Origin of the sequence: Pseudoalteromonas sp. CH_XMU1449-3 (genome assembly GCF_037027245.1) — a bacterium.
Taxonomy (GTDB): Bacteria; Pseudomonadota; Gammaproteobacteria; order Enterobacterales; family Alteromonadaceae; genus Pseudoalteromonas; species Pseudoalteromonas shioyasakiensis.
In genome coordinates this window covers 151075-164855 of the sequence record NZ_JAYMDY010000009.1, presented here as the reverse complement: position 1 = coordinate 164855, position 13781 = coordinate 151075, and the positions used below count along the sequence as shown (strand labels likewise).

General features: G+C 40.9%; 15 protein-coding genes. 11 read left to right on the top strand and 4 right to left on the bottom strand.

Going from position 1 to position 13781, the window contains the following annotated elements:
* Nucleotides 1–9: 9 nt before the first annotated feature.
* Nucleotides 10–615 (bottom strand): aminodeoxychorismate/anthranilate synthase component II, encoded by a 606-nt coding sequence (locus WA256_RS13030; protein ID WP_062565123.1) that lies wholly within the window; start codon nt 613–615, stop codon nt 10–12.
* Entirely contained in the window at nt 615–2183 is a 1569-nt protein-coding gene (locus WA256_RS13025; RefSeq protein ID WP_335992046.1) for an anthranilate synthase component 1, read from the bottom strand. Before WA256_RS13025 ends, WA256_RS13030 begins: the two co-directional genes overlap by 1 nt.
* Nucleotides 2184–2705: 522 nt before the next feature.
* Here WA256_RS13025 and rnm point away from each other — a divergent pair.
* From rnm to WA256_RS12985, 8 genes are all read left to right on the top strand, one after another.
* Nucleotides 2706–3545, top strand: a complete 840-nt coding sequence (gene rnm / locus WA256_RS13020; RefSeq protein WP_062565125.1) for an RNase RNM — start codon at nt 2706–2708, stop codon at nt 3543–3545.
* Nucleotides 3546–3554: 9 nt separating this feature from the next.
* Nucleotides 3555–4175 carry an L-threonylcarbamoyladenylate synthase gene (locus WA256_RS13015; RefSeq protein ID WP_055021149.1) on the top strand — a complete coding sequence of 207 codons (621 nt, stop codon included), beginning with the start codon at nt 3555–3557 and terminating at the stop codon, nt 4173–4175.
* A gap of 8 nt (nt 4176–4183) precedes the next feature.
* The gene (locus WA256_RS13010; protein ID WP_335992037.1) at nt 4184–5020 is read left to right on the top strand and encodes a segregation and condensation protein A; all 837 of its coding nucleotides are present in this window, start codon (nt 4184–4186) and stop codon (nt 5018–5020) included.
* A gap of 169 nt (nt 5021–5189) precedes the next feature.
* Entirely contained in the window at nt 5190–5483 is a 294-nt protein-coding gene (locus tag WA256_RS13005) for a putative quinol monooxygenase (RefSeq protein ID WP_063529282.1), read from the top strand.
* A gap of 135 nt (nt 5484–5618) precedes the next feature.
* Nucleotides 5619–5981: a hypothetical protein gene (locus WA256_RS13000; RefSeq protein WP_335992033.1), complete on the top strand. Its 363-nt coding sequence runs from the start codon at nt 5619–5621 to the stop codon at nt 5979–5981.
* 167 nt (nt 5982–6148) lie between these two features.
* Nucleotides 6149–7000, top strand: a complete 852-nt coding sequence (locus WA256_RS12995; RefSeq protein WP_335992031.1) for a GNAT family N-acetyltransferase — start codon at nt 6149–6151, stop codon at nt 6998–7000.
* A gap of 267 nt (nt 7001–7267) precedes the next feature.
* Nucleotides 7268–7822: a cytochrome b gene (locus WA256_RS12990; RefSeq protein WP_054552924.1), complete on the top strand. Its 555-nt coding sequence runs from the start codon at nt 7268–7270 to the stop codon at nt 7820–7822.
* A 1-nt stretch (nt 7823) separates the two neighbouring features.
* A complete protein-coding gene (locus WA256_RS12985) occupies nt 7824–8402 on the top strand; it encodes a YceI family protein (RefSeq protein WP_054552925.1) in 579 nt (192 codons plus the stop codon).
* A gap of 62 nt (nt 8403–8464) precedes the next feature.
* On the opposite strand, the gene WA256_RS12980 is transcribed toward WA256_RS12985, so the two are convergent.
* Entirely contained in the window at nt 8465–9325 is an 861-nt protein-coding gene (locus tag WA256_RS12980; protein ID WP_335992027.1) for a TIGR02285 family protein, read from the bottom strand.
* 113 nt (nt 9326–9438) lie between these two features.
* Complete coding sequence (locus tag WA256_RS12975; protein WP_335992025.1) at nt 9439–9606, bottom strand: hypothetical protein; 168 nt, start codon at nt 9604–9606, stop codon at nt 9439–9441.
* 362 nt (nt 9607–9968) lie between these two features.
* Between WA256_RS12975 and WA256_RS12970 the strand changes: the two genes are divergently transcribed.
* Genes WA256_RS12970 through WA256_RS12960 form a run of 3 tightly spaced genes read left to right on the top strand, consistent with a single transcriptional unit; the run spans nt 9969 to nt 13772 of the window.
* Nucleotides 9969–10544: a hypothetical protein gene (locus tag WA256_RS12970; RefSeq protein ID WP_335992023.1), complete on the top strand. Its 576-nt coding sequence runs from the start codon at nt 9969–9971 to the stop codon at nt 10542–10544.
* Between the two features lie 46 nt (nt 10545–10590).
* Nucleotides 10591–11538 carry an acetoacetate decarboxylase gene (locus WA256_RS12965; protein WP_335992021.1) on the top strand — a complete coding sequence of 316 codons (948 nt, stop codon included), beginning with the start codon at nt 10591–10593 and terminating at the stop codon, nt 11536–11538.
* A gap of 2 nt (nt 11539–11540) precedes the next feature.
* Nucleotides 11541–13772: an NAD(P)-binding protein gene (locus tag WA256_RS12960; RefSeq protein ID WP_335992018.1), complete on the top strand. Its 2232-nt coding sequence runs from the start codon at nt 11541–11543 to the stop codon at nt 13770–13772.
* The last annotated feature ends 9 nt before the right edge of the window (nt 13773–13781 follow it).

Below are 13781 nucleotides of genomic sequence, written 5' to 3'. Positions count from 1 at the left end.
GTTATTCCTCTACTGCACGCGTGCGGTTAAAAATTCAATGCTTTGCTGTAATAGCAATGCGCCATTTGGCGTTAAAATTGACTCAGGATGAAACTGATAGCCAAGGGCATTATCTTGTTGATGGTAAATTGCCATTGGAATATTTTCATAACAAGCAATTACTTCAACATCATCAGGGACTTTAGTTGCCATTAATGAATGATAACGAGCAACCGGCATTTTATCGCCCATACCTGCGAATACTGGGTGCTCAGTCAACGTAATAATTGATGACTTGCCATGCACAGTTTCGCCGGCATGACCAATAACCCCGCCGTAGCTTTGTGTTAGAGCTTGCTGTCCTAAACAGATACCCAGCATAGGGAAGCGGCCTTTACATAGTTCAATGAGTTCCATTAAACAACCCGCATCAGATGGCGCGCCAGGGCCTGGTGAAAGCACTAGTAACACGGGTACGGTCTCTTGGCACATTTTGTCAAAGATGCTTTGTGCACTGATGTTATTACGGTATACCACTAACTGGCACCCTAACATAGAAAGTTCATCGACTAAGTTATAACTAAATGAATCAAAGTTATCTAAAAAGTAGATTTTATAGGCTGATGTTGTCGTCATTATTGTGCCTCGTAAGTCGATTGAATCGCCGTGATCACAGCTTGTGCTTTAGCGCGGGTTTCATTGGCTTCTGATTGTGGATCTGAATCAAACACCACACCTGCACCTGCTTGCACGTAGGCTGTGCCGTTTTTAACAAAGGCAGAGCGAATAACAATACAGCTATCCATGGCGCCATCGCCCGTTAAATAACCCACAGCACCACCATAGCTGCCGCGGCGTTTTTGTTCGGTTTGACGAACTAACTCAGCAGCGCGTACTTTAGGTGCACCCACTAAGGTGCCCATATTCATACAAGCTTGGTAAGCATGCAGCGCATCGAGTTCAGGTTTTAAAGTACCCACCACGCGTGAAACTAAGTGCATCACTTGTGAGTAGCGGTCTACTTTTAATAACTCTTTAGCGTGACGTGTGCCTGGTACGCTAATACGGGCTACATCATTTCGCGCTAAATCAACTAACATCAGGTGCTCGGCACGTTCTTTTTGGTCGTTACGAAGTTCAAGCTCAATGCGGCTGTCTAGGTCTGGATTAATTTGCCCGTTAGCAAACTTGCCACGAGGGCGAGTACCAGCAATTGGGTATACCTCAACTTGTTTACTCTCTGCGCAATATTTGAGGGCTGACTCGGGTGATGCGCCGAATAATACGAACTCTTCATCGCGCATGTAAAACATATATGGGCTTGGGTTTTGTTGTTTTAGTTGGCTGTAAGCATGAAGTGAGTCTGGGCAGGCGAGAGAAAAAGTACGTGATGGAACAACTTGGAAAATATCGCCATCAACGATGTTCTTTTTTAACTTGATGACGTGTTCGCAGTATTGCTCGTCGCTAACATCGACAGAAATTGGGTTTGAGCCTGTTTGCTTTTGCCCTTGGTAGCTTTGTGCATTGTCACATACGGCATTTAAACGCTCTAACTGTTGACCAACCTCAAAGCAATTAGCATGAACTTCAGGGCCGTTAAATACATTGCCAATTAGCTCGGTTGTTTTTGCTTGATGGTCGATGACAACTAACGTTTCGGCTAGGTAGAAAACATAATCAGGGCAGCTGTTTTCGCCGTCAGGCACATCAGAAAGAGTTTCGAAATTAGCAACCATATCGTAGGCAAACACACCGCCTAAGAACACAGAAAATGGGTTGTCTGTGGTGCTTTTAATACTATTAATACAGCTACGTAGCGCACTAAATGCGTTATCTGCTATTAATTTACTGGCTTCATCAATGTCGCTTGCTACCTCGTTGTAGGTTAACGTTAATGTGTCTTCTACAAGCTCAGCAGAGCAATTTTGCACATGAGTTTGTAAATAAGGCAGTAATTGTTTGCCGTTATTTGACTGTGCAGTGAGTGTGACCTGTTTGCCTTGGCAAACAATACGTAGCGCTGAGTCAACCAAAATTAGACTTTTTACACTGTCTTTAGAATCAATTTCAGCAGACTCTAACAGCAGTGAATTAGGCTTATCGAGTAAACTGTATAACGCAAGTGGGCTACTGATGTAGTCGCGCACTTGAGTGATACTGGTTACTTCACCCGGTGTCGTTGTTATATGACTAAAAATCAAACCTCATTCTCCCTCATTCCCAAAAACTCTTTAAAAAACAAAACCCCGCGAAGCGATGCTTGGCGGGGTTCGTATAAAGATGCCTATAAATTAGATAGACCCTTACCGTCCCGCTAAGCCAGGCGCCACCACCAATGATGTGTAAGAGTTGCTATGTAATTCATTATAAAGCCTTAAAATTTAGATATAAAAAAACCCGCTACATGAGCGGGTTTTGAAATCGTTAGACACGACAATTCGTCACCCGCTAGTTACGAGTGCCACCACCAAATTGTGATTTGAATTGTTTTGTTCATTGTTATTACTTATTTAACGTGTCTGAAAGTGCATACAGTAAAGCGTACCTATGCCGATACTGTCAAGCATTAATTTACATATTAATACGTGTTGGGCATTTACCTCTCGTAATTGCCCATTTATGTGGGTATATGTCTAACCTAAAAAGATAATCACGCCCTGGCACTAAATTTTTGTTATACTCACACCATTGATTCAAGAACTTACGTAAAGCAGTCTTTCCCTTTGATAAAATACGATTTACATAGCCACACCACATACTCAGATGGTCAGCTATCAGTCGAGCAATTGTTACATCGCGCGGTTGAGAAAAACATAGATGTGTTTGCAATTACCGATCACGACACGTTAAGTGCAATAAAACCAGCTCGCCAAGTCATTGCAGATGATAATTTACCGCTTAAATTAATTGCTGGCGTTGAAGTATCAACAAAATGGGAAAGCTTTGAAATTCATATTGTTGGCTTAAATGTTGATGATGAAAATGACGCACTTTTGTCATTATTACAGGCGCAACAAGCCAAGCGTGAAGAGCGCGCTTTAGAGATAGGTCGTCGCCTTGCTAAAAATGGTTTTGAAGGCATTTACGACCAAGCAAAAACATTTGCTGAAAACGCACAGATCACACGGGCGCATTTTGCCCGTGCACTGATTGAGCGTGGTGTTGCTAAAAACTTTCCTGGGGTATTTAAAAAGTACTTAGGGCGAGGAAAAACAGGCTATGTACCAAGTAGTTGGTGTGATATGCAAACCGCAATTGCTGCCATTCACCAAGCCGGTGGGGTTGCCGTTCTTGCTCATCCTGGGCGTTATCAAATGTCTAACAAATGGCTACGTAAGTTAATTATTGAATTTAAAGACGCAGGTGGCGATGCGATGGAAGTTGCACAACCACAGCAAGCACCCAGTGAGCGCCAGTTTTTAGGTGAACTGAGTCGTGAATATGGCTTACTTGCATCACAAGGGTCAGATTTTCATTTTCCGACCAGTTGGTTGGAGTTAGGTAAAAATTTATACTTACCAAAAGATTGCCAAGGGGTTTGGCAAGCATGGGAAGGGCAATAGGAGCGTGTAATGAGTCAGTTTTTTCATATTCATCCAGATAATCCGCAACCACGCTTAATCAGCCAAGCGGTTGATATTATCAAGCAGGGCGGTGTTATCGTATACCCAACCGATTCGGGTTATGCACTTGGCTGTAACATTGGTAATAAGCAAGCAAAAGAGCGCATCGAACGTATTCGTGGTATTGAAAAACACCATAACTTTACTTTGGTCTGTCGTGACTTATCAGAGCTATCTACTTATGCTCGTGTTGATAATCAGTTATTCAGATTAATTAAAAATAACACCCCTGGGCCTTATACTTTCATCTTTAAAGGCACTAAAGAAGTACCAAAGCGTTTATTAAACGAAAAGAAAAAAACCATTGGTATTCGTGTTATCGAACACCCAATCACCTGTGCTTTATTAGCTGAATTAGGTGAGCCGTTAATGTCGTGCTCTTTAATTTTACCGGGTGAGCAATATACCGAGGCTGATCCTGATGAAATTCGCGATCGCATTGAAAAGCAAGTTGATTTAATTATTCATGGTGGTTATCTTCCTGAACAGGCAACCACAGTAATTGACTTGTCGGATGATGATATCGAAATCTTACGTGTCGGTTGTGGTGATACTAAACCATTTGAGTAGAGACTTCATTGACTAGCCCTGAGCTTGACGCGCCAGATAATTTACAAGAGCCAGTACAGCAAAAGCTGCCACTGGCTTTTTTGCATGGCAAAGCGGTGGTCGATAAACCTGAAGACTTATATATTCCACCCGATGCGTTAGAGATCATTTTAGAAACCTTTGAAGGTCCTCTCGATTTACTTCTGTATTTAATCAAAAAACATAAACTCGATGTACTAGAACTCTCTATTTTTAGTATTACAGAGCAATACGTTAGTTATGTTGAAATGATGAGCGAGTTTCAACTTGAACTGGCTGGTGAATACCTTGTGATGGCGGCGTTATTAGCACAAATTAAATCACGATTATTACTACCAAAACATGAAGAGCTTGAAGAGGAAGAAGACCCACGAGCTGAGCTTGTAAGACGTTTACAAGAATACGAACAATTTAAAAAAGCCGCAGAAAATCTTGATGAGATCCCTCGCGAAGGTCGCGATATCTTTGTAGCCGAAGCACTGGTGCCAGAATTGAGTGAGCGTGAGGTACTGTTACCTGACGTTGACATGAAAGACTTGTTAGTTGCACTAAGCGACGTTATGGCCCGAGCTAAAACATTTGAACACCATCATATTACCGCAGAAGCCTTATCGACCCGTGAACGTATGAGCTTAATCTTAGATAAGCTCTCAGAAGCCCAATCACAATTACCTTTTCATACTCTTTTTACTATTGAAGAGGGCAGAAGCGGTGTTGTAGTTAGCTTTATCGCCATGTTAGAACTGGTGAAAGAAAACCTGATCAGCTGCTTTCAGGTAGATGCCAATAGCCAGATTTATGTTGGTTTGGTGGAAGAAGGCGAATAGCTGAAAGTTAATAGTTTTAAGCTTTAAGCGGTAAGTTTTAAAGGCAGTAGATCAATTATTAAAACTGGGTCATTACTAGTTGAGGGCCTGATAAATATATCAGGACGCCAGCAATTTGCGACTGTTCAGTTCTTGTCGTTATGTTTCGACTCATTCTAAAAGGATATTTATGTCAAAAGTAACGTTGAAAGGTTTTATTTTAGTTCCTGAGTCTGACTTAGAGAACGTTAAATCTGAGTTGGTGACTCATAGGCGTCTTACCCTAGAAGAGCCTGGTTGCATTACTTTCAGTGTTACTGAACATACAGAAAACCCACTTCGCTTTGATGTATACGAAGAGTTTATAGATAAATCGGCATTTGAATATCATCAGCAAAGAGTTAAAAACTCTTTATGGGGTAAAGTAACAACTTGTGTTGAGCGACATTACGAGATCTTTGAGTCATCACCAGTCAAGAAGTAGCTCGTAACGAAAGTTTGCTTCATATGCGAATAAAAACACTTAACTTACAGAGTGTTAAAAAATTGCACCAAGTCTCAGTACCTGATAAGTTGGCTTTCCCCATTTTGGGGTAAGCCTACTATTAAGGAAAATATAATGAAAAAGTTAGGAATGGTACTGTTATCTCTCGTTGCATTTGGAGCCTCAGCTGCAGAAAATTTGCAATTAGACCTTAACCTTTATTTGAATAATCAACTTATAAAAACGCACGTTGTTAAAACTGAAGAAGACAAAACTCAAACAGTGACTGCAGATGATATTCTTAAATTTGATGTAACCCCTACATTGGACGAGCAAACTGTGACACTAACATCAGCACTCTATAAATTTGAAAATGGCTCTTACAATAAATTTCAAGAACCTAAGTTAATGGTAAACCTTAATGAACCTGCAACGATTGAGGTTGGGACTGATGGTGTTGAAGTGTATAAGATTGAAATAACAGCAAGTAAAATATAATTGTAATAGCATCTTTTATACGTTCTTATAGCGGCTAACTTTAGTGTGCTCCAATTAGTTAGCCGTCTATATTTAGGTATGCACTTGTAAAAATAGGCATGCTCTAAGTAGCATCATTTACAAGTATCTTTAAGTTTCACCTATATTCAAATTTTTAAGGAAAGCAGATGCAAAATAAACATTTTACGATCAAAACCATGACCAAGATGGAAGTCGAGCTCATGATTGATTGGGCTGCAGCAGAAGGCTGGAATCCAGGCCTTAATGATGCAGAGTGTTATTTTGCTGCTGATCCTGAAGGATTTCTTGTTGGTTTTCTTGGCGATGAGCCTATCGCTACAATTTCTGCCATTAATTACCACGATGTATTTGGCTTTATTGGTTTCTACATTGTTAAACCCGGTTTCCGTGGCAAAGGTTACGGAATACAAATCTGGAATGCCGCATTAAAGCGCCTTGAAGGGTTGAATATCGGCCTTGATGGTGTGGTGGAACAGCAAGAAAACTATAAAAAGTCTGGTTTTAATCTGGCTTATCGCAATATCCGTTTTGCAGGAGTAGGTGGTGGTAGGTCACCAAAAAATGCAGATATTGTTGATCTTAATGCCGTGCCATTCGAAATTATTGACGCATACGAACAGGCTTTTTTCCCTGCTAATAGAGCAAACTTTACTAAAGCATGGTTAAACCAACCCCAGAGCGACGCTTTGGGCGTAATGAGCAATGGGGAATTGGCAGGATACGGGGTAATTCGCAAATGTCAGAACGGCTCTAAAATTGGCCCTTTATTTGCCGACTCACCACAATTGGCTGAATCTTTGTTCCTTGCTTTAAAATCTAAGGCGAGTGCATCCGACGCTATTTTCCTTGATACGCCAGAAATCAACCAAGCTGCTGTTGCTTTAGCACAGAAATACAACATGCAGGTGTCGTTCGAAACCGCCAGAATGTATACCGGCGAATGTCCGAGCTTGCCATTAAACCGTATTTTCGGTGTTACTTCTTTTGAAATCGGCTGAGTTTATTGGGGTGAGCGATTAATCGGTTGTGAGAAAACTAACAATTTATCACGTTAAGAATTAGACGCTTTTATTAACGAGGATTCATACTACTGCTAGCACCTAGCACCTAGCACCTAGCACCTTCTTTTTCCTTTCCCCTTACAACTTTACACTTTCCCCTAAGATGTGCATATACGCACAGAAGCTGTTCGTTTTACGCTATTTTCATTATATAAGCCGTCATTTAAGATGTATCTAGTTTCACGATTCTCATGGGAAATGAGTATGTTAAAGAATTCAAAGTCAAGTTATGGCTGGGTGGCCATCTTAGTACACTGGTTAATGGCACTTGGGGTGTTTGGTTTGTTTGGCTTAGGCGTGTATATGGTTGAGCTAACTTATTACGACGCATGGTACAAAGGCTCTTTGGACTTACATAAAAGCGTGGGCATTACCTTAGCTGCATTACTGTTGTTTCGTTTTGGCTGGCGCTTATTAGGCACCCAACCTGAGCCTGTTGCAGGTAGTTCAAAAGCAATGAATCGAGTTGCACACTCAGTCCATAAACTAATTTATTTAGCTTTAATTGTCATTGTGACATCTGGCTATTTAATTTCTACGGCTGATGGCCGTGCAATTGAAGTATTTAATTTATTTGCTGTACCGGCATTACCCGAGTCGGTGGCGAATCAAGAAGATATTGCAGGTAAAATTCACTTTTATGCCGCGTATGGGCTAATAGCTGTGGTTGTTTTACATGCTTTAGGGGCACTAAAACATCATTTTATCGATAAAGATAAAACCTTAATTAGAATGATCAAACCATTGAAGGATGATTAACATGAAAAAATTACTATTAGGCACAGCACTAAGTGCTGCACTTTTCTCAACAGCAAACGCAAATGCAGCTGACTACGTTATTGATACAGACGGTGCGCACGCATTTGTTACATTTAAAATTAAGCACTTAGGTTACAGTTGGTTACATGGTCGTTTTAATACTTTCTCAGGTGATTTTAGCTATGACGATAAAGCGCCTAATGCATCTAAAATCAATGTAACGATTGATACTAAAAGCATCGACTCAAACCATGCTGAGCGTGACAAGCACTTACGCGGTAAAGACTTCTTAAATGTTGATAAATACCCAACCGCAACATTTAAAAGTACCTCAATCAAGTTTGATGAAGACGGTGATGAAGCAGATGTTACTGGTGAATTTACCTTAAATGGTGTGACTAAAACCATTACTTTTGAAATTGACAAAATTGGTGAAGGTAAAGATCCGTGGGGCGGTTACCGTGTTGGTTTTGAAGGTGAAACAAGCCTAAAACTAGCTGACTATGGTATTGACTACAACCTTGGCCCTGCGTCAACGCATGTTGATATTGGTTTATTCATTGAAGGTGTGCGTAAGTAAGCACCGTTAATACGACCGCCAATTCGCATAACTATGTGGGTTGGTAAACTTAAAAGTGCCGCTTAATGAGCGGCACTTTCGTTTCTATCTTTTAACCTCTTTTCTAAAATGGGTTGCAAATTATCCGGTAGCCAGCGAACTAACACATCATGAAAAGCATCTGTATGAGCGATTTTCTCAAGAGCTTCATCTAATAATTTTACCGTTACCTCACCTTGCTTGTTTTTAGTGCAGCCTATATAGCCAATGCTTAACGCCGGAGCTTCAGTAAGTGATAGTTGAGTTAAATCATCTTCAAAGCCCATGGAATGAGCCAAGTAATAATGCTCGCTTGGGTAGCCAAGTAATATATCAATACGCTTTTTTTGTAGCATATAAGTCAAGCTTGCGAGGGTGTCTCTGCCGGGGCGAGAGATAATATTAGCGTCATGACTTTCGTTAATCACTTTGTCGATATTTGCTCCAAAAGAGCGACTCATAGAGACCCCTAAAGCAAGGTTTTCGGCTAGTAATGATTTAAGTGACACAGGTTTTGTTGAGTCTAGCTTAAGTTTTGTTGCTAACTCTTTACGTATTGCAATAGACGGCGACAAACCAACAGTTGATGAATGTTCAGTAAACTGAATATGCTGCTTGCGGTGCTCGCTTTGATATAACGACAGCATACAGTAATTATTTTGTGGGTTTGATAGTTCATGCACAGCACGACTGGCTGGCAATAAAGTGCGTTTAAATGAAACCTCAGGCAGTGCTTTTTCTAATAATTTGATCACACTTTCATCACGACCTGTGCCTTCATATTTATCATGCATGATGTAGTAGGGGGCAAAATCGACCATGATCCACTCAATAGCCTTCGGTTTCTTGGTTGCAGCAACTGGCAGACAAAAAAGTAATAGTAAAATAGACCACACAAAACGCATTTTTACTACCTATTTATGGGCTAAAAATATAAGTGTAGCAGGAATTTAGCTATATGCAGGCTGGTGGTGAAAACTAAAACGCCAGCTTGTTGGCTGGCGTTTATCGGTAGGGTTTAGTTGGCTTTTAACCACTTCACAAATTGGCGTGCATCACTGGCCTTTTGGAAGATGGCATTTTTTAAGCCCTGCGTGTCATTAAAAATTACACGCTGTTTATTTACCGAGATTGATTGCACTGGATGTGCGATCTGGATCAAAGAACCGTTGTATTTATATGACATAATAAAACTCACTCTTTCTTTTGTCAGTGTCTGTAGAGCTTTAAAAGGCATTTAAAAATACAGACCGACATTTGTTGTCTTGCTAACAGTGTTGACTAAGTTTGTGACAGTTTGGTGATGATTTGAAAATTCATCAAAATGTCATTTAGCAAACAAGTTGCAAGTATTTATACGAATATGCGGGAATTACTGGATCAAGGTAAGGGGTTAACCGCGTGGTTTCTAAAAACCAGACAATCAGATTACTGTAAGAATCAATTAAGCGCAAGGTTTATTTTTTAAACATCAAAAATAATCTCTGGATGTTTAACAGAAACAGGCGTATTGTGATTAGGCACAAAATAACAATAAGAAGTATGCTTATGAATTACCTTTTGGTATCAGATATATTCGGTAAAACAGCGCATTTATCGCTGCTTGCTCAGCAGCTTCGCGGTAAAGTGAGTCTTTGTGACCCTTACATGGGGGAAATTCAGCTCCCCATAAATGAGCAGTTTCAATATCAACATTTTATGACTCAATGCGGCCATGACAGTTATTTTGAGCTAGTGCATTTAAAAATGGCTACTATTCGTCAGCCAACCACAGTTATTGCATTTAGTGCAGGTGCTGCCGCTGTGTGGCGTGCCCAAGCAGAATTAAAAAATTCTTTCATTAAAAAAATCATTGCCTTTTATCCATCCCAAGTTAGACATCATCTTGAGCTTGAGGCTAACGTTCCTTGTCGATTTATTTTTCCTCACAGTGAAGAGCATTTTGATATTAAGCCAGTGATTGCTTCATTAAAAAGTAAAGTCAAGGTGAGCTGTGAAATAGCCGACTATGGTCATGGGTTTATGAACCCGCTATCTGAGAATTTTAATCAGCTCGGTTATCAGCAATTTACCGAACAGCTACTAAAAGAGTGTTGTAACTCAGAACTTGTCCCCAACGATTAAAAAACTGGTCTATAGTCATTACTAAACAACAATATAAGTAATAACTATGACGGACCAAGCAAATTACAGCCACTTCTTATCTAACCCGGTTGCTAAACCACCTTGTCGAATGATCAATGCGCAAATGTACGGATTTTTTGTTGCTGGGTGTGAGCAAAAAATGCAGCAGTATGTTGATGCAACTTTAAACCTACTAGCAACCGAATCAACCTCGTTTAATGTGTTAGGGAGCACGTGTTTACTTACCTTCACTGATATCGAAAAAATTTCTTCGTTAACGCCACCGTTTTCAGAGCATGGCTGGATGCAAGAAACTGATATTATTATTTGGCTCCCAGTAGCAAAAATGCTCGATGGAGATATTAGTCACCTATATTGGTATCCGGCATTTATTAGCGTTAATAACATTTATGCTTTGATTAATGGCCGGGAAGCCTGGGGCTACAATAAATACCTCTGTGAATATCAAATGCCTGTGACTGTGAGTGATGCGAGCGCCTTTAGTATTTCTTTAGAATGTTTTGATGTGTTTAACCCAGACTCTAAATTAGCAATGCATGAGCTATTAACCATTGAGCAAACACAGGCAAGTACCAAGGAAAACTTACTCGATAACTTATCCCATTTTTCTAAACACGTTACCGATTTGTTTGATGCGCAAATTAAAGGCATTGATTTATCGCTTCTTAAACAATTGTTAGACGGGTTTATTCATCCGCAGATGGATCAGATTTTGTTTAAACAATTTCCCGATGGCCAAGGAGATAAAGCTGTTTATCAAAGCGTCGTTCACTCACCATCGTTAATCAAAAAAATTCACCAATTAAAACTTTTACACAATGATTTTAGCTTGGATGTAAAAGCTCTTGCGAGCTTTCCTTTGAATGACATGTTTGGCATTGCACTTGGCAAACAAGCGGTTCATTTACCTTTTTACGTCAATATGGACTTTGACCAGCTTGGCGCAACACAATTGTTACCAGCTCAGGGGTAACCATGGAAAAAGAAAAAATCACCATTGTCGGTGGCGGTGTTGCAGCGATGACTGCGGCAGTGTATTTAACCGAGCAAGCTAATTGGCAAAGCCATCGCGAAATTACCGTTTATCAACAGGGTTGGCGACTTGGCGGTAAAGGGGCGAGTGGCCGAAACGCCCATTTTGGACAGCGAATCGAAGAGCATGGTTTACATGTTTGGTTTGGCGCCTACGTGAATAGCTTTCGCACCTTAGAAGGGGTGTATAACTCACTCAATCGACCAGCTAGTTGTTCATTGGCTACTTGGCAGCAGGCATTTAAACCACACAGTTTTATTGCTTTACAAGAGTTTATTGATAACGAATGGCAAACTTGGCCGATAGATTTTCCTACCGTTGAAGGGAACCCCGCTGATGGCAGTCTAGATATAACAGTGTGGGACTTTGTCACCATGACATTAGCATGGCTAAAAAAATGGACCGAAGGCATTGAGCATGTTTGTCAGCAGCAAGATGCTAAAACCATTTTAGTGACTAGAAAATCACGGGATCAATCGTTACTCAAACACATGTATCAAGAAATCAAAGCAGACATTGATACCCATTTAAATGGTGCAAAGCAGTTTATTGATGATATTGAAGCAGGTGCAACTGAAATTGCTTCGAACCCACGAACATTGATAACTCATTTGCTGCAGTTCACCGAAAAGCAGGCCACCCATACAGATAAACAGGCCGATCGACTGGTTATTTGGTATATCGTCAGAAAGTTAAAACGTTGGTTTAAAGACCAAGTTATTGATTTACTCAAAGACAACCCAGAGCTGCGCAGACTTTATATTTGTGCCGATCTTGCGATTGCAATGCTCACAGGACTGATTAAAGACAAAGTATATCGCGACGGTTTTGGTGTCATTAATTGCTACGATTTTCGTCAGTGGCTCGAAAAAAATGGTGCGAATAAAACTTACAGCGTTGATTCAGCGCCAGTGCGAGGCTTTTATGATTTGGTGTTCGCTTACCCTAAAGGTGACTTTAGTAAACCCAATGTTGAAGCAGGCGTTGCCGCCCTTGCTATGTTACGTATAGGTCTTTGCTATAAAGGCGGCGTAATGTGGAAAATGCAAGCAGGCATGGGCGATGTTATTTTCGGACCAATTTATGAACTTTTAAAGCAGCGCGGTGTTAAGTTTAATTTTTTCCATCAGCTAACTAACTTATCTGCTGGGCAAACTGCCCAAGGTGAGCCGCTGGTGAGTGAAATTGAGCTTTGCCAACAGGTGAGTTTAGTTGGCCAAGATTATCAACCGCTCATTGATGTAAAACAGCTGCCATGCTGGCCAAGTGAACCCCTGTATGAGCAAATCAGCCCTGAACAAGCACACTTATTGCAAGAATATCAAATCAATTTAGAGTCATTTTGGAGTAATTGGCCAGAGGTGTACCAAGAACACTTTAGTACCTCATTGCCAACAGTGACGCTTCGCCATGGTATTGATTTTGATACACTGATTTTAGGTGTGCCGGTTGCCTCACTTGAACACGTTGCCTCTGAACTTTTAGCTGTAGATTACGCGCTTTCTCAACAAGCAACAAAAGTGCAAAGTGTGGCGACTCAGGCTTGCCAAGTATGGTTGAATAAAACTGACGCACAACTTGGCTTTACGCAAACTAATGCTGCTCATGAAGGGCCTATTTTAAGTGGCTTTGTAGAGCCGTTTGATACTTGGGCTGCAATGGGCAACTTGCTCGATAAAGAAGATTGGCCAACTGACAACTCACCAGTTAATGTTGCCTATTTTTGCAGTGCGTTTAGCTGCGAAAACTACCCACCTGCCAGTGCACATCAATTCCCAGAGCAAATGAAAGCCGAAGTAAAATTGAATATGCATAATTTGTTTAGCTCAGATATGCGGCCACTTTGGCCTGAAGCCTATACTGATAACAAGTTTGATTGGCAGGTTTTTTACAGTGATCCGCATAGCATTTTACCTGTACTAGAGCAGCAATATTGGCGCGTAAATGTCGATCCCAGTGAGCGCTATGTCCTATCTGTGGTTGATTCGAGTAAATACCGCCTTGCTACAGATGGCAGTCAGTTTGTCAATTTGCGCATCACTGGCGACTGGATAAAAACAGGGGTTAATGCGGGCTGCGTTGAGGCTGCTGTGATGGCCGGTATGCAAACAGCCCGGGCACTATGTGGTTGGCCAAACGAAATCAGCGGAGAGCATGCATTCGAAAAAGGATAGTGTGAGCAA